Origin of the sequence: Halorussus litoreus, from assembly GCF_003382685.1 — an archaeon.
Classification (GTDB): Archaea; Halobacteriota; Halobacteria; order Halobacteriales; family Haladaptataceae; genus Halorussus; species Halorussus litoreus.
Genome location: NZ_QLVG01000071.1, coordinates 1 through 18161, shown reverse-complemented (window position 1 = coordinate 18161; position 18161 = coordinate 1). Strand labels below are relative to the sequence as shown.

At 67.1% G+C, this 18161-nt stretch carries 19 protein-coding genes; 7 read left to right on the top strand and 12 right to left on the bottom strand.

Annotation, left to right across the window (positions count from 1 at the left end):
- The 5 genes from DPQ64_RS17410 to DPQ64_RS17390 all read right to left on the bottom strand — a co-directional run.
- Positions 1-1347, bottom strand: a 1347-nt coding sequence (locus DPQ64_RS17410; RefSeq protein ID WP_115865577.1) for a glycerate kinase type-2 family protein, incomplete at its 3' end; no start/stop codon positions are given.
- Between the two features lie 44 nt (positions 1348-1391).
- Positions 1392-1736: a KTSC domain-containing protein gene (locus DPQ64_RS17405; RefSeq protein ID WP_115865576.1), complete on the bottom strand. Its 345-nt coding sequence runs from the start codon at positions 1734-1736 to the stop codon at positions 1392-1394.
- Positions 1737-2264: 528 nt separating this feature from the next.
- Positions 2265-3638, bottom strand: coding sequence for a UDP-N-acetyl glucosamine 2-epimerase (locus DPQ64_RS17400; RefSeq protein WP_115865575.1), 1374 nt, complete (start codon positions 3636-3638; stop codon positions 2265-2267).
- Between the two features lie 251 nt (positions 3639-3889).
- On the bottom strand, positions 3890-4393 hold the full coding sequence (locus DPQ64_RS17395) for a CoxG family protein (RefSeq protein WP_115865574.1): 504 nt from the start codon (positions 4391-4393) through the stop codon (positions 3890-3892).
- A 40-nt stretch (positions 4394-4433) separates the two neighbouring features.
- The gene (locus tag DPQ64_RS17390) at positions 4434-5321 is read right to left on the bottom strand and encodes an FAD binding domain-containing protein (protein WP_115865573.1); all 888 of its coding nucleotides are present in this window, start codon (positions 5319-5321) and stop codon (positions 4434-4436) included.
- A gap of 270 nt (positions 5322-5591) precedes the next feature.
- On the opposite strand from DPQ64_RS17390, the gene DPQ64_RS17385 reads away from it, so the two are divergent.
- The gene (locus DPQ64_RS17385; protein WP_115865580.1) at positions 5592-6356 is read left to right on the top strand and encodes a cyclase family protein; all 765 of its coding nucleotides are present in this window, start codon (positions 5592-5594) and stop codon (positions 6354-6356) included.
- Positions 6357-6492: 136 nt separating this feature from the next.
- Here DPQ64_RS17385 and DPQ64_RS17380 read toward each other — a convergent pair whose 3' ends face one another.
- A complete protein-coding gene (locus DPQ64_RS17380; RefSeq protein ID WP_115865572.1) occupies positions 6493-8430 on the bottom strand; it encodes a CocE/NonD family hydrolase in 1938 nt (645 codons plus the stop codon).
- A 230-nt stretch (positions 8431-8660) separates the two neighbouring features.
- Here DPQ64_RS17380 and DPQ64_RS17375 point away from each other — a divergent pair, with 230 nt between their 5' ends.
- Positions 8661-10274, top strand: coding sequence for a uracil-xanthine permease family protein (locus tag DPQ64_RS17375; protein WP_115865571.1), 1614 nt, complete (start codon positions 8661-8663; stop codon positions 10272-10274).
- A gap of 98 nt (positions 10275-10372) precedes the next feature.
- Positions 10373-10879 (top strand): hypothetical protein, encoded by a 507-nt coding sequence (locus DPQ64_RS17370; RefSeq protein ID WP_115865570.1) that lies wholly within the window; start codon positions 10373-10375, stop codon positions 10877-10879.
- On the opposite strand, the gene DPQ64_RS17365 is transcribed toward DPQ64_RS17370, so the two are convergent.
- From DPQ64_RS17365 to DPQ64_RS17350, 4 genes are all read right to left on the bottom strand, one after another.
- Complete coding sequence (locus DPQ64_RS17365) at positions 10876-11085, bottom strand: hypothetical protein (RefSeq protein ID WP_115865569.1); 210 nt, start codon at positions 11083-11085, stop codon at positions 10876-10878. The genes DPQ64_RS17370 and DPQ64_RS17365 overlap by 4 nt on opposite strands.
- Before the next feature lie 94 nt (positions 11086-11179).
- Entirely contained in the window at positions 11180-11542 is a 363-nt protein-coding gene (locus DPQ64_RS17360) for a DUF7344 domain-containing protein (RefSeq protein ID WP_115865568.1), read from the bottom strand.
- Positions 11543-11641: 99 nt separating this feature from the next.
- Positions 11642-13066 (bottom strand): Fe-S cluster assembly protein SufB, encoded by a 1425-nt coding sequence (gene sufB / locus DPQ64_RS17355; protein ID WP_115865567.1) that lies wholly within the window; start codon positions 13064-13066, stop codon positions 11642-11644.
- Positions 13067-13223: 157 nt separating this feature from the next.
- Positions 13224-13493 carry a Sec-independent protein translocase subunit TatA/TatB gene (locus tag DPQ64_RS17350; RefSeq protein WP_115865566.1) on the bottom strand — a complete coding sequence of 90 codons (270 nt, stop codon included), beginning with the start codon at positions 13491-13493 and terminating at the stop codon, positions 13224-13226.
- Between the two features lie 146 nt (positions 13494-13639).
- Between DPQ64_RS17350 and DPQ64_RS17345 the strand changes: the two genes are divergently transcribed.
- Complete coding sequence (locus DPQ64_RS17345; protein WP_232820621.1) at positions 13640-14188, top strand: hypothetical protein; 549 nt, start codon at positions 13640-13642, stop codon at positions 14186-14188.
- 23 nt (positions 14189-14211) lie between these two features.
- Positions 14212-14976, top strand: coding sequence for a CPBP family intramembrane glutamic endopeptidase (locus tag DPQ64_RS17340; protein ID WP_115865565.1), 765 nt, complete (start codon positions 14212-14214; stop codon positions 14974-14976).
- Positions 14977-14995: 19 nt separating this feature from the next.
- On the opposite strand, the gene DPQ64_RS17335 is transcribed toward DPQ64_RS17340, so the two are convergent.
- Positions 14996-15283 (bottom strand): hypothetical protein, encoded by a 288-nt coding sequence (locus tag DPQ64_RS17335; protein ID WP_198662183.1) that lies wholly within the window; start codon positions 15281-15283, stop codon positions 14996-14998.
- A gap of 46 nt (positions 15284-15329) precedes the next feature.
- On the bottom strand, positions 15330-16328 hold the full coding sequence (locus tag DPQ64_RS17330) for a transcription initiation factor IIB (RefSeq protein WP_115865564.1): 999 nt from the start codon (positions 16326-16328) through the stop codon (positions 15330-15332).
- Positions 16329-16481: 153 nt separating this feature from the next.
- Here DPQ64_RS17330 and DPQ64_RS17325 point away from each other — a divergent pair, with 153 nt between their 5' ends.
- Both DPQ64_RS17325 and DPQ64_RS17320 read left to right on the top strand, forming a co-directional pair.
- Positions 16482-16769, top strand: coding sequence for a hypothetical protein (locus tag DPQ64_RS17325; RefSeq protein ID WP_115865563.1), 288 nt, complete (start codon positions 16482-16484; stop codon positions 16767-16769).
- A 74-nt stretch (positions 16770-16843) separates the two neighbouring features.
- Positions 16844-17953 (top strand): M24 family metallopeptidase, encoded by a 1110-nt coding sequence (locus tag DPQ64_RS17320; protein WP_115865562.1) that lies wholly within the window; start codon positions 16844-16846, stop codon positions 17951-17953.
- The last annotated feature ends 208 nt before the right edge of the window (positions 17954-18161 follow it).

Here is an 18161-nt window from a genome sequence, read left to right as displayed (position 1 = left end):
CGACGCGGCCGAGTCGGCCGCGTCGCCAGCCCCGCAGTCGGCCTCGCTGTTAGCACTCTGAACAATCTCGCGAACGGTTCGGTCGTCCACGAGCGCCCCTGCGACCTCGGTCCCGCCGTCGCGCCCGTCGGTGTCCACGCTGGCGAGCGCCACGGGTGGGCGGTCGTCGGGGTCGTGGTCCGAGTCGCCACCGAGGTCCGGATCGAGGTCGAGCGCCCACGCGAGCGCGAACTCCAGATTCGGCCCGCCCTCGCCGTCGCCCCGGACTGTAACGGTCGTTTCGCCGCCGGAGAGCACCACTGCGGGCGTCTCGACGGGATTTCCGGTCGTCAATATCTCCTCGGCGACCGCGGCGTGGGTTTTGGCCGCTTCGCGGGCCTCCCCGCGAATCCGGGAGGAGAGCACGAGGGGGTCGTACCCACTCTCGCGAGCGGTCTCGGCTGCGGCATCGAGCGCGGTGGTCGCGCTGGCGACGACGTGGACCGAGACGCCGTCGAACGCCGGATCGCCAGCGGTCGGGGTCTCCGCGATTGCCCCGTTCGAACCGTCCGTCAGTCGTTCGCGGACCGCTCGCGGCGCGTCGATGCCGTACCGGTCCAGCACCGCGATCGCGTCCCCGAAGGTCGAATCGTCGGGCGAGAGCGGCCCGCTGGCGACGGTCGCGAGGTCGTCGCCCACCACGTCGCTCACCGCGAGGCCGACCACCGTGGCGGGTGCCGCCCGCTCGGCGAGGCGGCCGCCCTTGATGGCCGAACAGTGCTTGCGCACCGCGTTCATCTCCCCGATGGTCCCGCCGCTCGCCAGCAGTGCCTCGGTCGTCGCTCGGAGGTCCGCCAGCGAGAGCCCTTCGGCCGGTGCCGGGAGGAGCGCGCTCCCGCCGCCGGTGACGATAGCGAGCACGAGCGTTTCTTTGTCTGCCGCGTCCGCGCGGTCGAGCACGCGCCGTGCGCCCTCGACCCCGCGCTCGCTCGGGACCGGGTGGTCGCCCTCGTATATTTCTACACGGTCGGGGTCAAGCCTCCCAACGTCGTCGGACACCACGACCCCGCGGTCGATTCGCTCGCCGAGCGCGTCTTCGAGCGCGGCCGCGATTCCGACCGCGGCCTTCCCGCCGCCGAGGACCACGATCTCCTCGTAGGCGTCGAGGTCGTAGGCCTCGTCCGCGACGGTGAGGGTTTCCTCCTCGACCCCAACCGCCTCACGGGCTACTTCTCGGGGGTTCGCGGCACGAATTCCGGCCTCGACGCAGTCGAGTGCGAGGTCGCTGACTGCATCGCGGGCGCTGGTGGTTTCCCCCACGAGGTCGTCGCGATTCCGCACTACTGGGCCGTCGCGGTTCCGTCCCATCGGCGGCGCTTTGTGCGCGAGGAGGTTAAACCTCCGCGTCCGTCTCACCGAATCCGATGGTAGTCGTACTGCCCGCGGATCTGCTCGTGGAAGTACGACCCGTGCGAGCGCGAGCTCAGCAGTTCCTCGTACGTCTCGCGGGGCACGTCGGCATACCGGTAGACGCCGCCGCTCCGGAATTCGAGTTCGAGGACGCCCTCTCCGTCGTCGTAGCCCACGCTCCGGAGCGAACTCGACGCCACTGGCGTCCGGGTCTCCGCCACGCGGTCGAGTCGGTCGTACGGGACGTAGCCCACCACGCGCTCGTCGTGATAGCAGACGAGCCCGTGGCGGCCCTCCTCGACGTCGTCGCACTCGATGCGGTCGTTCTCCACCGTGACTGCCTTCATGCCGGGCGCACGACGGGCTCGCAACTCAAGTCATCGGCCGTGAGAACTCGGTGATTCGAGACGTTCGTGGAATTGCGCTCGGGAACTCGTCCACTGGTTCTCGCTGGTTTATCTTTCCAATCGGCGCGCGATTTGCGCGGCGCTCTCTTGCGCCGCGCAAATCGCGCGAGGGACGAGCATCGCAGGGCGAAGCCCGAGAAGCGCAGGAGGTTGGGGAGGTTCGAGGCTCGCGGTTGCTGTGCTGTTGCGGTGCGGTCACGCCGAGGCTCAAGCATCAGTAGCGGTCTCGTAGGGACGTGTGTCAGCACGAAGCTAGCTACTTCCGAGGCACATGAGAAGCCGCAGCCTCACACCTCCCCAGCCTCCTCTCTCCCTCACTTCGTTCGGTCGTTCGTCCCTGGCGCGCGTTGCTCGCGCGCGCCGGGTGTCAAGTTGAGTAGGCGCGCCGGGCGGCAAATTCGGGGTAGTCACGCGCCGGGTGTCATCCAAGACAGTTCTGCACCGAATGTCCTTCCACGTAGTCGACCGTTACAGATAGTCGAACGCGCGGTCGTCGCCGTCGAAGCCGGCGCGCTCGTGGGCCCACTCGAACACCGGATCGTCCCGGCGCTCGTCGAGGAACGCCACGATCTGCCGTCCCACGTCCTCCCCGTAGAGGTTCTCGTTGTTCCCGAGCCGATCCCGCACCGCGTCGGTCTCGTAGACGTACTCGATCATCTCGCGGACGTGATCGCCCGAGATCGGCGGCACGAGCAGGTTCGACTCGGCGTCCATCACGGTTTCGGGCCGGTCGGTGTTGAATCGCGCGGTGAGACACAACGCCTCCTCGATGACGTTGAGCTCCTCCTGCATGCTTCCCGAGTCGGTGAACTCCGCGAAGCACTGGCCGGAGGTCAAAAACTCGTACACGTGGGCGTGCTTCTTCCAGAGCCCAGTAAAGAGGAAGTTCTCGCGCTCCTCGTCGAGTTCGAGCAGCGTGTCGCGGTAGCCGTAGTTCTCCAAGGCCTCCCTCGTCGCGTTCAGTTCCACGAAGTTGACGTTGTAGCCGTCCTCGACCAGTCCGATCACGCCCTCGACGATGGCGGAAAATCGCTCGGGCAGGAGGTTGGCGCGGCGGTGGACGTCCACCCGAACCCAGTCGTCGCGCTCCTCCAGGACGGGATAGATGTCGAAGATGGATTCGTCGAGATCCGCATTTCGCTTCGCCTCGATGGCGTCCACGATGGAGTTGCCGACGACAGGCACGCGCTCGGTCCCGTTCGATTCGGCGGGGTAGCCCTCGTTCCGGAGGTGCTGGCGGTTCAGCTCGACCGGCGCGAAGTGGTAGATGGCGGCCGCGCTCCCGACGAACGTGTCGTACTGCTCGGGGAACGGCTCGGCCCGATTCAGCGTCCACTCGCCCTCGAACTGGTCGGCGACGAACGTCTCGGGGTCGTCGGCGTTCTCGAAGGCGGGCATCATCCCCCGTAGCCCGGCCTCGTTGTGCGCGACGAACTGGTTCGTGGCGAACGCCCACGCCTGCGGAAACACGCCCGCGGCGTGGGTGTCGCCGTGGACGATGGGGAGGACGGTGGTGTCGGGGTACTCCGCGTCGAGATAGTCCGCAACCGCCTTCGTCCGGGTCATCAGGTCGGCCGTCTTCTCGGAGAGGCCGCCCCGAATCTGCATGTCGACGCCGATGCTGGATTCGAGGTCGTACTCGGCGAGGCCGTGCCCGAGCACGTCGTCGTAGTGTTGCCCGGTGTGGAGCACGAAACACGGCAGTCCGCGCTCCTCGGCCGCCGTGACCAGCGGCGCTTGCTTGTAGAAGTCGGGCTTGGTCGCGGTGACGACCGCGATGGCGAACTCCTCGCCGTCGAGCGCTCGGGAGAGTCGGTCCTCGTAGAGCGAGAGGGAGGACATGACCGATTTGTACACCTGTCTTCCGTTTAGCCGTTGTGATACGTCGATTCCGACGACCGATTTATCGCGGCACCGCGACTCGCGTGCCGTATGACCGCCACGAACGACGGAACCGAGAAGGGCGACGAAACTGCGGAGAGCGACGCACCGGCGGAGAGCGCCGAAACCGAGAAAGACGAGAACCTCGCGCAGGGGATGGCCCTCGGCATCGCGCTCGGGACTGTACTCGAAACGACGGTGAAGAGTCCTAGTCAGTCCTCTAGCGACGCCTCGGCGTCCGGCTTGGCCTCCAGTTTCGACTCCGCGGGTTCGCCCTCCTGTGCTTTCGCCTCCAGATCCTCGAAGAAGTCGGTGACCAGCTTGTCGGTCACGCTCCCGAGGGCCCGCTGGCCGAGGCTCGCGATCATGCCAGACACGTCGGTCGTCGCCGACCAGTGAGCGGTTGTTCCCCCGTCGCCGTTCTCCGCCAGTCGCATCTCGGCCACCGCGTCGAACGCGTTCCGGGAGGCGCTGCCGTCGGCCTGCATCTCCAGCAGCTCCGGGCGCTCCGTGCGGGTGACCAGCATCTCCACGTCGAAGGTAGGCTTGACGCTCCCGACGCCGACCGAGATGGTCGCCGTGACCTCGTGGGGCGACTCCAGTTCGATGGAGTCGGTGCCGGGCGCGCAGTCGGCCAGCACGTCGGGGTCGGTGAAGTAGTTCCACAACTCCTCTCTCGACAGGTCTGACTCGAACTCGCCTTCGAATTCCATCATGGATTTGGTCTCTCGTCGGTCAGGACCGCGAACTCTCGAATCACGTCTGCGCTCGCTCGTAGGATCGGTTCAGCGAGCGTCGCGCGTACTCGCCCGCGACCTCCTCCTTGAACTCGCGGTCGGCGTGCATCTCGTCCTCGGGGTCGGCCGCGGCGGTCGCAGCGTTCGCCGCCTCGTCCAGCGACGCCTCGGAGAGCGGTTCGCCTTCGACTGCGTCCTCGGCAGCCTCGACGCGGAGCGGAACGTCCGCGGCGTTCGCCAGCGCGAGACGGGCCTCCTCGACGACCGGATCGGCTGCGTCGGGGTCGTCGACCCTGATCGCGGTGGCGGCGCTGACGGTCGGCCACGTCTGGGCGGTGGGCTTGAGTTCGACGAACGCCATCCCGGTGCGCTCGGGTGGGAAGGGGTCGGTCGTGATCTCGGCCGCCCGGATAATTTCGTCCTCGCGGAGGTCGGTGAACATGTACGCGATGAAGTACTCCGAAACGGGGACCTCGCGCTCGCCGTCGGCCGAGACGAGTTCGAGCGTGGCGTCGAGGGCGGTCAGCGCCGCGGGGTAGTTGCCCGCGGGGTCGGCCTCGCCCACGCTCCCGCCGAGGGTGCCGCGATTGCGGACGCTCGGTCCGGCGATCTGTTCGGCGGCCTCGGGGAGTATCGGCAGTCGCTCGGCCAGCAGGTCCGAGCGCTCGATGGTCCGGTGGCGGGTCATCGCGCCGACGGCGACGCCCTCCTCGCGCTCCGTCACGAAGTCGAGGCCCTCGACGGTGTTGAGGTCGACGAGGTGGTCGGGCGTCGCCAGCCTGTTCGACATCACGATGCCGAGCGACTGGTTGCCGGCCAGCAGTTCCGCGTCGCCGTGGTCGGCCAGCAGGTCGGCGGCCTCCGCGACGGTGGTGGGTCGGTGGTACTCGAACGGTGCGGGTTTCATGCGTGGGGGTCGAGTCGTCGGTTCGCGGGCGATGCCTCGGATAGCGACAGATGAGTGAGTATACGCAGGACGGTAATAAACTTTGGTGTGAATTCACATGTCACTGCCGGATTCGGCTGTCTATCGGCCGTGGGAACCCGTATTCGTCGTCGCGTGCGGAGGGCCGCCTCGCTTGCTCGGTGCAGCCGTCCGACACACCCATCGGTACGCTAATCCCTACCAAGATTTATGTCCCTCCCGCGACTCCACCGACGGACGGAGGACTCCAGAATGCTCGACGGATACACGATGTACGACCTGACCCAGCCGTGGTCGCAGGACACGCCCGCGTGGCCGACCTACGACAATCCGAAGGTGTGGTACGAGAAATCGCTCGACACCGAGAAGGTCAACGGCCAGAAGATCGAGTTCATGAACCACACCGGCACCCACCTCGACGGCGAGAAACACTTCGACGCCAGCGGGCGCGACATCGCGTCGGTTGGCCTCGACGAACTGGTCGGGGACGCCGTGATCGCCGACATTTCGGACGAGGTAGGCGACTACGACGTGTACACCAGCGACATGATCGAGGACGCGGTCGAGGTCCGCGAGGGCGACATCCTGTTCATCCACACGGGCTACCAGCAGTACGCGTGGCACCGCGAGGATGCCGACCCGCACGCCTTCTTCTGCAAGCACCCCGGCCCGAATCAGGAGTTCGCCGACTGGTGCAAGGAGAAGGACCTGAACTACCTGATGGTCGACTGCGGGAGCGCCGACCACCCGATGAACACCGTGGTCCGGGACGTACGGCCCGAACTCGCGCGCGAAGCCCGCGAGAAGCACGGCGTCGACGACCTCGACGAGATCTTCCCGCCGCAGGGCTACCAGCTCATGCACACCGAGCTGTTCCCCGAGGGCATCATCCACGTCGAGAACGCGCAGGTGCCCGAGGAGTTGTTGAACGAACGCGTCCAGATCGGCACCTTCCCGTGGCGGTTCCGCGGCGGGGAGTCGAGCGTCTCGCGGTGCGTGGCGTTCGTCGAGGAGTAGTTTCGTCGTTTGAAGTCGGCGTAATTTTCGCCGTGTTCGACGAGGTCGTTATAGGTTTTCACGACGTGTCTTCCTATTGCGGGAAGCCTACTGGCGCTCTACGAGTCAGACTCCTCGAAACCGAACCGAGAATCGGCTATTCGGCAGACAGAATCGGCAGTTCAATATGCGTCGCATTGCCGCGCTCGTGATACACCGTGTTTTCGGCCACGCGATACTCCTCCCCACCGTACAGCGGACCGCCGGTGTTGTGGTTCACGTCGAAGCGCGGCCAGTTCGACGACGAGATGTCGAGCCGAATCCGGTGGCCCGTCTCGAACCGGTTCGCGGTGTCGTACGGTTCCATGTAGAACTCGTACACTTCGCCTGGCTCGACGAAGTCCGGTTCATCACGATACCCCCGGTAGCGCGCCCGGCAGATGGAGTCCGAGAGGTTGAGCGCGTACCCCTCCGGATAATCGTCGCTCGCCGGGTACTCGTCGATCAGCTTCGCAGTGAAGTCGGTGTCCGGCGCGTCCGTGGAGCCGTAGACTCGGACCCGAATCGGCCCCGCGATCTCGACCGCCTCCTCCAGCGGCGGCGTCCGGAAGACGAGCACGTCGTCGCGGTCCGCGAGCGGGCCGTACGGCGGCTCGGCACCGAAGGTGTCCTCGTCGGTGCGCTGGTCGAATCCGCCGCGTCCCGCGAAGTCGACGATGTTGCGGTCGCCGAGCGGGTACGCGCCCACCGACTCCTCGCGGGGCTCGTAGGTGAGGTACGACGAGGTGTTGCCGCCGATGGTCGGGACTGGGTCCTCGGGGTCGAACTCGTAGCTGGTTGCGGAGTCGTCGGCGGTCGGGGGCTCCGCGGCGAGGGTGCCGTCGCCGTGGGCGTAGAACTTCGTCATCTCCGTGTCCGCGGGCGGCCACGACTCCGCACTCCGCCACTCGCCGCCGTGGAACAGGTGGCCGTCCTCTGTCCGGTGGCCGTCGCCGGTGCCCATCAGGAAGTATTCGACGCGAGGCCGATCCCAGCTGTCTTCGCCCTTCAGATACCGGTCGAAGAAGGCGAGTCGCGTCTCGCGGTACTTCCGGACGGCGTTCTCGCCGAACGCGAGGTCGCCCGCGGTCGGGGACTCCCACGTCAGGGGTGGAAACAGGAGCGCCTCGCTGTGGTCGTGACCGCCGGGGAGCCGCGCGAGGTGTGTCCACGGGCCCATCAGGAGGTAGTGGTCGCTGTCTGTCCGGTCGGCGAGGCCGCGGAAGTTGTCGCAGGTCGCGCCCGTGTACGAGTCGTACCAGCCGCCCGAGTAGACCGTGGGCACGTCGGCGCTCTCGTCGTAGTACCGCTCGAAGTCGACGCCGGGATTCCGCCACAGGTCGTCGCTCGCGCGTCCCGACTCCATGATGTCGAACGCCCACTCCTCGTACTGTGGAAGCTCCGCAAGGGCGGTTTTGCCGCGCTCGACGGTTCGGGGTCGCCCCTCGTCGTCGGTCAACACCTCCCGGAAGTCCACGTCGGCGAAGGTCTGCTGGACCTCGGGGTCGGCCAGCGACTGGTGGGCGAACCCGGCCCCGAGCGTGAACGCCCACGAGAGCCAGCGCTGCTCGAACGCCCCGTTGTGCCGGAACGTCTTCTCCCGGCCGTTGGCTGCGCCCATGTTGACGAACATCCCGGCGAGCCCGTCGGGATCCTGCGTCGCGAGCGCGTTCTGGACCCACGCGCCGTAGGAGGTGCCCAGCGTGGCGACCTGCCCATCGCAGTAGGGTCGGTCGGACAGCCACTCCACGGCGTCCGCGCCGTCCTCGGCCTCGTTCACGTGGATGTAGAAGTCGCCCTCGCTCTCGAACCGCCCGCGCACGTCCTGGATGGCGATGACGTAGCCCCGGGAGGCGTACCACTCGCCGTGGCGGAGCCGTCCGCCGGACTTGTCGTAGGGCGTGCGGTCGAGTAGGGCGGGTTTGGGCTCGTCGATGGGGTCGCCCGTCTCGGGGTCCGCGGGGCGATACACGTCGGTCGCCAGCCGGGTTCCGTCCCGCGTCTCGACCGGGACGTTCAGGTCGGCGTGAACGCCGTAGGTGGGTTCCGATGCCATACGTTCACCTGTCGAGGGACGCTCAAATAGGTTGTCCCGGCCGTGACCCCGGCTCAAACCCCGGAATCACCGATTTCGGGGAAACATCACGAAAAAATTACCGGTATATTTATACCAATTGTTTATGCATTGGTATCTATGCCATTCGTGAGCATAGCACGCGCCGCGCGCGACGTGCGCACACTGACCGGGCCACCGACTGACGACCGGCGCTCGACGGGTGAGACGGCATGAGCGGGGACGACGACTTCGAGGAGGTCGAGTCGGACATCGCGCCGGAAGGTCCGGCCCCCGACCCCGACGCCGGCGGGTCGGACTTCGTGGAGTACGGCATCGAGGACAAGCCGCCGCTCGGCGAGTCCGCGCTGCTCGGCTTCCAGCACTACCTCACGATGATCGGCGCGACGGTGGCCATCCCGCTCGCGCTCGCGGGCACGATGGGGATGCCCGCCGAGGAGGTCGGCAAACTCATCGGCACGTTTTTCGTGGTGTCCGGCATCGCGACGCTGGCCCAGACAACTATCGGGAACCGCTACCCCATCGTGCAGGGCGGGACGTTCTCGATGCTCGCACCTGCAATCGCCATCATCGGCGTGCTCGGTGCGCAGGGTGCGGGCTGGAACCTCATGCTCAGAGAGCTGATGGGCGCGGTCATCGTCGCCGGGCTGGTCGAGGTACTCATCGGCTACTTCGGCGTGATGGGCGCGCTCAAGCGGTACATGAGCCCGGTCGTCATCGCTCCGACCATCGCGCTCATCGGTCTCGCGCTGTTCAACGCGCCCCAGATCGTTAACCCAGCGACGACCGCGGACGTGACCGGCCAGAACTGGTGGCTGCTCGGATTGACGCTGGTACTCATCGTACTCTTCAGCCAGTACCTCGACAAGTACCACCGGACGTTCCGGCTCTACCCCGTCCTGCTCGGCATCGCCAGCGCGTGGGTCGTGGCGGCCGTCCTGTCGGTGACCGGCGTCTACGGCGCGGACTCGGTGAGCTACGTCGACCTCGGCTCGGTCGCCAGCGCGTCGGCGGTCCAGGCCATCTACCCGTTCCAGTGGGGGATGCCCCAGTTCACCCCGGCGTTCATCATCGGCATGATCGCCGGCATGCTGGCCTCCGCCATCGAGAGCTTCGGCGACTACCACGCGGTCGCCCGGATGGCTGGCAAGGGCGCGCCCAGCAAGAAGCGCATCGACCACGGCATCGGCATGGAGGGGCTGGGCAACACGTTCGCCGGAATCATGGGCACGGGCAACGGCTCGACCTCCTACACCGAGAACGTGGGCGCAATCGGCATCACCGGCGTCGCCTCGCGCTACGTGGTCCAGATCGGTGCGATCGTGATGATCGTCGCGGGCTACGTCGGCTACGTCGGCCAACTGTTCGCGACCCTGCCCGCGCCCATCGTCGGCGGGCTGTACATCGCCATGTTCGGCCAGATCGCGGCGGTCGGCCTCTCGCAGCTCAAGTTCGTCGACCTCGACAGCAACCGGAACGTGTTCATCGTCGGCATCGCGCTGTTCGCGGGGCTCGCGATTCCGGCGTACATGGGCAACGTCGCCGGCGGCGCGGCTGGCTTCCAGGAGGGCATGGCCGAGGTCGCGCTGCTCGGTCCGGTGCTCGGCACCGAGGTCGTCTCGACCACCGTCTTCGTCATCGGCTCGACGGGGATGGCGGTCGGCGGCATCATCGCCTTCTTCCTCGACAACACCATCGACGGCACGCCGGAGGAGCGCGGCGTGACCGCACTCGAAGAGCTGTCCGAGGACGACGAGGACTTCGAGTCGTTCTGGGACCGCTCGGGCGGCCCCGAGGGCGACGAGCGCGCGCCGGGCGCGGATTGACCACGGGGCTCGACCGCTCCTGATCGCGCGCTTCGACCGCTCCTCGAATCGGAGACCGACCCGACCTTTTTTCGCAGTGCGATTGCAATTCGGACACGATGACCGACTCAGCCGATCCAGCAGGTGACTCCGCCGACGCGCTAGCGGCACCCTCCACCGCGGCCGACGCGCTCGACGCGGGCGAGACCGTGCGCGAGCGCCTGCCCCTTCGGACCGGCGGATCGGTGGTGCTGACCGGCGACCGCCTGCTCGTCCAGAGCGACGATGGTTCGGGCGGCGACGCCGTCACCGCGGTCGACTTCGACCAGATCGCGGAGGTGACGGTCGAGCAATTCGACTGGTTTCTCGGCGTGCTGAGCGCGCTGCTGGTGGGGTACGGCCTCTACTCGATCCCGCGGAGCCTCCCGTTAGGCCTCGCGTTCGCGGCGTTCGGCGCGGCGAGTCTCTACTGGAGCTACCGCAAGCGCGGGAAGGCCCGCATCAAGGTGCTCGACCGGCCCAAGCCCATCTCGGTGTTCCCGGCCGACATCGGGGCGTTCCGGGACGCGCTGGAACCAGCGATGGCGACCGGTTCGGACGACTCCTCGGGCGAGAATTCTGACTAACTCTCCGACTCCTCGTCGGCGCTCTCGTCCGCAGCCGCCGACTGGTCGCCGTCGATGGTGATCTCGGTGGGCTCGCGGTCGGGCTCCTGCCACTCGTCGGTCCCGCCGCCCCGCCGCGATCCGAGTACGTATCCGGCGGCGAACGTCAGCGCGAGGAGTGCGAGGCGGCCGAGCGACGAGCGTCCGGCGTCGGTCTGTTCGTCCATACGAACCCCCACGTGAGAGAGTGACTTTGGGGTTGTGGTGTCCCGCGATGCGACCCATCGGCGAGCATCGACCCCGAAACGCGCCGGGCTGGCGTTACCCCTCGTGCCTGCGAACCTTGTCGAGGAAGCCGGTCAGGGGCGGCTCGATGGTGATGCGGGTCACCTTCCCCTCGTCGGCGTCGTACGTGATGATTCCCGCCTCCTCCAGCTTTGGGAGGTGGGAGTGGTGGAGGTCGGTGGCGATGCGGGTCTTGGTCATCATCGACACGTTGTCCGGCGGCTGCTGGAACTCCCGACCGGCGACCTGTTCGGTCAGCCCCTCAAGCGCGACCGGCTCGGGCAGGCCGTCGAGGCACGCCAGCGCGTGTCGGCGATAGCGGTCGCTGAGGAGGGTCAGGATCTCGTCGATTCCCGGTGCCCCGCCGCGGCCGTCCCCTGCGGCGGAGTCGCCTGTCATACGCCACAATTTTCCTTCTCACTTAAACGGGTATCGCATTCGAGCGAGGCTGAAGCGCTCTCGGAGCCGCGGAAAAAGGCGGTCGTGATCGAGTGGAAATTACCCGAGACTGCCTTCCATTTCGAGTTCGATGAGTCGATTCAGCTCGACGGCGTACTCGATGGGCAGTTCCTCCGTAATCGGTTCGATGAACCCGGAGACGATCATCTGCTTGGCGTCGTCGTCGTCGAGCCCTCGCGATTGGAGGTAGAAGACGTCCTCGTCGCCGATCTTGCCGACGGTCGCCTCGTGAGCGACGTCGACTTTGCTCTCGTCGATCTCCATGTACGGCATGGTGTCGCTGGTCGACTCGTTGTCGAACATCAGCGCGTCGCACTCGACGGAGGTCGAGGAGTCGGTCGCACCCTCGGAGATGTGGACGAGGCCGCGGTAGTTGGTGCGGCCGCCGTCCTTCGAGACCGACTTCGACTCGATAGTGGAGTTGGTGCGGGGCGCGTTGTGGTAGACCTTCGCGCCGGTGTCGATGTCCTGCCCTTCGCCTGCGAACGCGATGGAGATGTGGTTCGCGGACGCGCCGCGGCCCTTGAGAATCGAGGACGGGTAGAGCATGGTGGCTTTCGAGCCCATGCTGCCGGAGACCCACTCCATGCGGCCACCCTTCTCGACGATGGCGCGCTTCGTATTCAGGTTGAAGGTGTTCTTCGACCAGTTCTGGACCGTGCTGTACTGGACGTGGGCGTCCTCGCCCACGAACACTTCCACGCCGCCGCTGTGGAGGTTGTGCGTGCCGTACTTCGGTGCCGAACAGCCCTCGATGTAGTGGACCTCCGACCCCTCCTCGGCGATGATGAGGGTGTGCTCGAACTGGCCCATGCCCTCGGAGTTCATGCGGAAGTACGCTTGGACGGGCATGTTGACCGTCACGTCCTCGGGGACGTAGACGAAGCTGCCGCCCGACCAGACCGCGCCGTGGAGCGCGGCGAACTTGTTGTCGCTCGGCGGGACGCACGACGTCATGAAGTGCTCTTTGACGAGGTCCTCGTGTTCGCGGACGGCCTCGTCCATGTTGCAGAACACGACGCCCTTCTCCTCCCAGCGCTCCTGCATGTTCTGGTAGACGACTTCGGACTCGTACTGGGCACCCACGCCAGAGAGGGCTTCGCGCTCGGCGTCCGGAATGCCCAGTTTCTCGAAGGTGTCCTGGATCTCGTCCGGCAGGTCCTCCCAGCTGTCCGCTCCGGAGCGCTTGTCCACGTCCGGCCGGATGTACGGCACGATCTCGTCGATGTCGACCTGCGTGAGGTCGGGCTGGCCGGGCCAGTCGGTCGGCATCGGCATCTCCTCCCAGTGTTTCAGGGCTCGGAGTCGCCGGTCGAGCATCCAGTCGGGCTCGTCCTTGTCGTCGCTGATGAGGCGGACGACCTCCTCGGTCAGCCCCTTGTCCGAGCGGAGCGCCGAGTGCTCTTCCTTCTTGAACTCGAAGCGCTCCTCCGTGTTGGTCTCCTGAAGCTCTTCACTACTCATGTGAGAGTATGTCGGGACCGAAGGCCCTTAACCTCGGGGTCGAACATCGCCCGAACGAAATCGATACCGGTTACAAAGAGCCGTCGCGTCGGTGGCCGCGGTTACGTTCCGGCCGCGTCGTTCGTCGGCGGCGTTCGTCAGCAGCGTCGTTCGGCACTTACGTTTCGGTGGCGTCGTTCGTGCTGTCGGTCGCGTCGGTTTCACGGGTGACGTCCTCCTCGGACGGAGCGACGTCGGGGTCGGTCATCTCCTCGAGCTCTGTCTCGATTTCCTGACGGCCCTTCTTGAACTCGCCCATCGCCTCGCCGGTCGAGCGAGCCAGCTTCGGGATCTTGTTCGCGCCGAACAGCAGGACGGCGATGAGGAGAATCACCATCATCTCCATCCCGCCCGGCACGGGTCCGAACAGTGGAATCATCTGTACCATCTACTTCAGTCTTCGTCCCCTCACTTGTAGGCTTTTCCCCCGGTCGACGACTGTCACTTGGCCGACTCGGACGGCTCCTTCGCCGTCGAGACCCTTGGTCTCGGACCCCAGATAGCCAGTGGACCGCCATCGCCGGTGATTTATCGGTGTGCGGCGAATCGGTGGGCGTGCCCGACCCCGACCCGAACGGCCGCTCCGATTCTGACTCCTCTGATTCTGCTCTCCCCGATTCCGAACGGCCCGCATCGGACCGCGATCCCGCCGCGCGGGCCCGCCGGTACGTGCTCGACGAGCACGCGAGCACGGTCGCGACCGTGCTCGCGTGCGCAGAAGTCGTGGCGGAAAGATGGGACTGCCCGAGTACGACCGACGCCAGCGCAGTCGCCGGCCCGCTCCGGGCCGAACTCGAAGTCGCGGGCGCGTGGGGGCGCTTGCCCGACGTGCTCGCGGGTGCGGTCCGCGCGGCGGGGTTCGCGCTGTCGGCACCGCCGGTTGCAGACCCGCCGTACGTCGTCGCGACCGGGCGCGGACCGGTGCTCCGCGCGACCGTCTCCGGGGGGAACGCCTCCGAGGGGACCGTCTCGGAGGGACGATTGGTCGTGCTCCTGCGGGCGTTCGAGGTCGCTCGCGACCCGACGCGGTACGTCCGCGGGCCGACCGCGGTTCGGGAAGCCGTCTGTGCGACATTCAAGTGAGTCGGGCGCGTAGCTCCGCCCACATGGACGGAGTTCGTCACGAAGAGTCGTCGCCCGCTTCGCCGGGACGCGCGCTCGCGGTCGCGACGGGCCTCGGCGTCGGCGGCTACGTGTTCGCCTCGCTGCTGGTCGCCGTCGCCGTCTTCGTACTGGTTGCAGTCGGGGTCCCGATCCTCGACGAACCCACGCTTCTGCTCGGCATCTCGACGGTGCTGGGACAGGGCGTGGCGTTCGGCGCGTTCGCGTTCGCGTACCTCTCGTACACCGACCGGGGGCTCGACTACGTCAAGGCCCGCGTGCCGACGCTCCGGGACGTGGGCTGGACCGTCGGAGGAACCATCGCGCTGTTCGGAGGACTCGTCACGCTCTCGCTGCTGTTCATGGCGCTCGGCATCGAGTCGGCGTCGAACACGGTCGAGCAGTTCGGCGAGCAGGACCCGACGGTGTTCCTCCTGCTGATTCCGCTCTCCTTCCTGTTCATCGGCCCGGGCGAGGAACTGCTCTACCGCGGGGTCGTTCAGGGCCGGCTCCGAGAGGCGTTCGGCCCGTGGGTGGCCATCATCGCGGCCAGTTTCCTGTTCGCGGTCATCCACGTGTTCTCGCTCACGGGCGGCGGGAAGATCGTCTACCTCGCCATCCTGTTCGTGCTCTCGCCGGTGCTCGGTGCGGCCTACGAGTGGACCGACAACCTCGTGGTCCCGTCGCTCATCCACGGCGCGTTCAACGCGGTCCAGTTCTACGTCGCGTACCTCGGCGCGACCGGCGGGGTCCAGACCGGGATGCTCTGAAAACGTCTCTCCCTACCGACTACTCCGAGCGACCGGCCCACCGCAGAACGCGAAAGCGGTCGTACTCGCCGTACGCGAGTTCCAGCGCGCCCATCCACCAGTTCCACTTCTCGGGGAGCGCGAGGTCGTCGGGGGCGTCCCGGAGGTTGTCGATCGCCGCCTCGACCGTCAGCTCTCGGCCCATGTCGGCCGCGAACTGACCGGAGTCGTCGAGGTCCCGCGCCTGTCGCGCGACCACGCGGGCGGCCCCGGCGTCGCCCTCGAACTCCGCTTTGAGTCGCCGCTCGAACGTCTCGTCGATTTCCATGTCGATCACCCCGTCGTTCCGCGCCGTCGGGCGAACTACGCGCCGGTCAGTTGTAAAGTCCGATGGCCTCGATCTGCTCCTGATAGCGATTTCGGATGGTGACTTCCGTCACCTGCGCGACGTCGGCGACCTCGCGCTGGGTCTTCTTCTCGTTGCAGAGCAGCGACGCGGCGTAGATCGCGGCGGCGGCGTAGCCCGTCGGCGACTTCCCCGACAGCAGACCCTTCTCCGCGGTCACGTCGATGATCTCGTTGGCCTTCGACTGGACCTCCTCGGGCAGTTCGAGTTCCGAACAGAATCTGGGGACGTACTTCTTCGGGTCGACGGGTTCCATCCCGAGGCCGAGCTCCTGTGAGATGTAGCGATAGGTGCGGCCGATCTCCTTGCGCTCGACTCGCGACACCTCCGAGACTTCCTCCAGGCTCCGCGGGATGCCCTCCTTCCGGCAGGCGGCGTAGAGTGCGCTCGTGGCGACGCCTTCGATGGAGCGCCCGCGGATGAGGTCCTCCTTCAAGGCCCGCCGGTAGATGACCGACGCGACCTCCTGTACCGATCGAGGGACCCCGAGCGCCGACGACATCCGGTTGAGTTCGCTCAGCGCGAACTGGAGGTTGCGCTCGCCCGCGTCCTTGGTCCGGATGCGCTCCTGCCACTTCCGGAGCCGATGCATCTGCGAGCGCTTCTCCGAGGAGAGCGACCGACCGTACGCGTCCTTGTTCTTCCAGTCGATGGTGGTCGTCAGCCCCTTGTCGTGCATCGTGTTGGTGGTCGGGGCTCCGACCCGCGACTTGCTCTGGCGCTCCTGATGGTTGAACGCGCGCCACTCGGGCCCGCGGTCGACGTTGTTCTCCTCGACCACGAGGCCACAGTCCTCGCAGACGAGTTCGTTCCCGCCAGCGTCCGCGACGAGCGACCCGGACTCGCATTCCGGACAGGTCTGGACGTCCTCGGACGCCTCGCGTTCGGTTTCTCCCTTCTCGGCGTCCACGCGCTCAGTTTCCCCACGTTCGGCCCCTCGCTCGCGCTGGCGGATCGGCCCGGTCATGAGTACGATAGTAAGCGAGTGTGGTAAATAAACCCTCGGAGGAAATCGGAGCGTTCGGGGGGCTACGTCGGTTCGCGCCGGGTCAGCCGCGTCGCTCTCGCCTCACGGGGCTCTTTCCCCGACGTTTATGCTCGTTCTCGCCGACCGTCCGGTATGGCATCCGACAGCCCGACGGTGTACGCCGTCGACGAGTACGACCCGCTGGCGTTCGACGCGGTGCTCGTGCGCGAGCGAACCGTGGTCTGCCTCGACGGCGAGGAGACGGCCCGCGTCGTCCCGCTCGACAAGGTGAACCACGTCGAGGCCGACCCCGACACGATGCTGGTCGAGCGCGAACTCCCCGACACGTTCTACGGCGGCGGCGAGTACGGCTTCGTCGACCTCGACGAGTATCCCGAACTCCAGCAGCACCTCGACGAACTGGCGGCCGAAGAGTACTGACGACGATACGGTGGGCCGTCACAGTCGGCACGAGCGTACCTACATTTAAGCCGAATCGCGCGCAACGGCCGTCCATGACAGTCTTCGAGGAGCGAACCCGGCGGTGTCGCGACCGACTCGCCGACGCGAACGCGGACGCCGCCGTGCTGTTTCCGAGCACCAACCTGTTCTACGCCTCGGGGTTCCGCGAGGAGCCGATGGAGCGCCACCTGTTCCTCGTAATTCCCCGGGAGGGCGACGCGGCGTTCGTCGCGCCGGAGATGTACGACGAGCAGATTCGAGCGGCGTCGTGGGTCGAGGACCTCCGGCTCTGGGCCGACGGCGAGGACCCGATGGCGCTCGTGGCCGACCTCGCCGACGAGTTCGACCTGCGCGGCGGCCACCTGTTGCTCGGCGACACGATGTGGGCGCTGTTCACGCAGGACCTCCGCGACGCGCTCCCGGACGCGACGTTCGGGCTCGCCAGCGAGGTGTTCGACGACATGCGCGTGTGCAAGGACGACGCCGAACTCGACGCGCTCCGGACGGCCGCGGCCCTCGCCGACGAGGTGAGCGTCGAGATACGCGAACTCGGCGAGGACGCCATCGGGCTCACGGAGTCCGAACTCGCCGCCGAGATCGAGCGCCGCCTCGCCGAGAATGGCGGCGAGGAGCCCGCGTTCGGCACCATCGCTGGCTCGGGTCCGAACGGGGCCAAGCCCCACCACCGCCACGGCGACCGCGAGATCGAGCGCGGCGACCCCGTGGTGCTGGACTTCGGCGCGTTCGCGGACAATTACCCCGGCGACCAGACCCGGACGGTCGTGTTCGCGGGCGAGCCCCCGGAGAACTACGAAGAAGTTCACGAGGTCGTCCGCGAAGCCCAGCAGGCCGGCATCGAGGCGGTCGAGCCGGGCGTCCCCGCCGAGGCGGTCGACCGCGCCGCGCGCGAGGTGATCGAGTCGGCGGGCTACGGCGACCGGTTCGTCCACCGCACTGGCCACGGCGTCGGCCTCGACGTTCACGAGGACCCCTACATCGTCGAGGGTAACGAGGAACCGCTCGAACCCGGGATGGTGTTCAGCGTCGAGCCCGGCGTCTACTTGCCCGGCGAGTTCGGCGTGCGCATCGAGGACCTCGTGGTCGTGACCGACGACGGCTGCGAGCGACTGAACGACTCGCCGCGGACGTGGGAGCCGCTGTGACGGCCGTGAGTGTCCGAATCTCAGAGGCACTACTGCCATGACCTACGAGAGCCACGTCGTCCGGTCCATCTGCCGCGACCCGATGCCCGACGAGACCGTTCGGCTGGTCCTGACGCTCGCCGACGATGCGACCGCGGACGGCGACAGCACCGCAGAAGACGATTCGACCGCGGCGGCGACCGGCGAGGCTGCGGCCTCGCCGGTCGCC

Excerpts from the sequence above, each read along its gene's own strand:
- DPQ64_RS17405 (WP_115865576.1), bottom strand. The coding sequence starts at position 1,736 with ATGAAGGCAGTCACGGTGGAGAACGACCGCATCGAGTGCGACGACGTC.
- DPQ64_RS17400 (WP_115865575.1), bottom strand. The coding sequence starts at position 3,638 with ATGTCCTCCCTCTCGCTCTACGAGGACCGACTCTCCCGAGCGCTCGAC.
- DPQ64_RS17395 (WP_115865574.1), bottom strand. The coding sequence starts at position 4,393 with ATGATGGAATTCGAAGGCGAGTTCGAGTCAGACCTGTCGAGAGAGGAG.
- DPQ64_RS17390 (WP_115865573.1), bottom strand. The coding sequence starts at position 5,321 with ATGAAACCCGCACCGTTCGAGTACCACCGACCCACCACCGTCGCGGAG.
- DPQ64_RS17385 (WP_115865580.1), top strand. The coding sequence starts at position 5,592 with ATGCTCGACGGATACACGATGTACGACCTGACCCAGCCGTGGTCGCAG.
- DPQ64_RS17380 (WP_115865572.1), bottom strand. The coding sequence starts at position 8,430 with ATGGCATCGGAACCCACCTACGGCGTTCACGCCGACCTGAACGTCCCG.
- DPQ64_RS17375 (WP_115865571.1), top strand. The coding sequence starts at position 8,661 with ATGAGCGGGGACGACGACTTCGAGGAGGTCGAGTCGGACATCGCGCCG.
- DPQ64_RS17370 (WP_115865570.1), top strand. The coding sequence starts at position 10,373 with ATGACCGACTCAGCCGATCCAGCAGGTGACTCCGCCGACGCGCTAGCG.
- DPQ64_RS17365 (WP_115865569.1), bottom strand. The coding sequence starts at position 11,085 with ATGGACGAACAGACCGACGCCGGACGCTCGTCGCTCGGCCGCCTCGCA.
- DPQ64_RS17360 (WP_115865568.1), bottom strand. The coding sequence starts at position 11,542 with ATGACAGGCGACTCCGCCGCAGGGGACGGCCGCGGCGGGGCACCGGGA.
- sufB (WP_115865567.1), bottom strand. The coding sequence starts at position 13,066 with ATGAGTAGTGAAGAGCTTCAGGAGACCAACACGGAGGAGCGCTTCGAG.
- DPQ64_RS17350 (WP_115865566.1), bottom strand. The coding sequence starts at position 13,493 with ATGGTACAGATGATTCCACTGTTCGGACCCGTGCCGGGCGGGATGGAG.
- DPQ64_RS17340 (WP_115865565.1), top strand. The coding sequence starts at position 14,212 with ATGGACGGAGTTCGTCACGAAGAGTCGTCGCCCGCTTCGCCGGGACGC.
- DPQ64_RS17335 (WP_198662183.1), bottom strand. The coding sequence starts at position 15,283 with ATGGAAATCGACGAGACGTTCGAGCGGCGACTCAAAGCGGAGTTCGAG.
- DPQ64_RS17330 (WP_115865564.1), bottom strand. The coding sequence starts at position 16,328 with ATGACCGGGCCGATCCGCCAGCGCGAGCGAGGGGCCGAACGTGGGGAA.
- DPQ64_RS17325 (WP_115865563.1), top strand. The coding sequence starts at position 16,482 with ATGGCATCCGACAGCCCGACGGTGTACGCCGTCGACGAGTACGACCCG.
- DPQ64_RS17320 (WP_115865562.1), top strand. The coding sequence starts at position 16,844 with ATGACAGTCTTCGAGGAGCGAACCCGGCGGTGTCGCGACCGACTCGCC.